Here is a 515-nt window from a genome sequence, read left to right as displayed (position 1 = left end):
CGCTGAATCACGAACTTCAGTTCAACAAAGAATCCCGCTTATCTATGCGATGTAAACAATGCCAGTTCTTGTCTCTCTGCAACGGCGGCTGCCCAAAACATCGCTATCTCTCCGACACTGGTGAGTATGAAAACGTCCTTTGTGATGGTTATTTCTATTTTTTCAGCTCAGTACAAAAGTATTTGCAAGCAATGACGACGCTCTTAGCTCATGGCTATCCAGCAAGCTATGTCATGCAAGCATTAGACGGCCCTTTAATCCTTACACCCTCTAATAAAAGGTAATCAATAAATGGATATTTTGAAAACAACGGTGACCATCACCGGAGCGCTCGCTCCGTGTTTGGTTGCGGCAGGAACGGTAGACAGAACAAAGCTCCCAATTCCTGACATTGAGCCCCAAACTTACACTCAACTCGACGTGCGAGATGTTCAGCGCCCCGAGCCAACTCGCCGAATCGCGGCACCAAAAGATGCACCTAACGTGCTTGTTATCTTGTTAGATGACGTCGGTTT

The 515-nt window shown here is 46.6% G+C and carries 2 protein-coding genes; both read left to right on the top strand.

Translation table 11 applies throughout. The features are described from left to right. Positions 1-284, top strand: a 284-nt coding sequence (locus R7190_RS30865; RefSeq protein ID WP_318138343.1) for an SPASM domain-containing protein, incomplete at its 5' end; no start/stop codon positions are given. A gap of 7 nt (positions 285-291) precedes the next feature. Beyond that, a partial coding sequence (locus tag R7190_RS30860) for a hypothetical protein (protein ID WP_318138342.1) occupies positions 292-515 on the top strand: 224 nt, incomplete at its 3' end.

It is taken from the genome of Vibrio sp. 1078-1, assembly GCF_033340475.1.
This window is presented reverse-complemented; position numbering and strand designations above follow the sequence as displayed.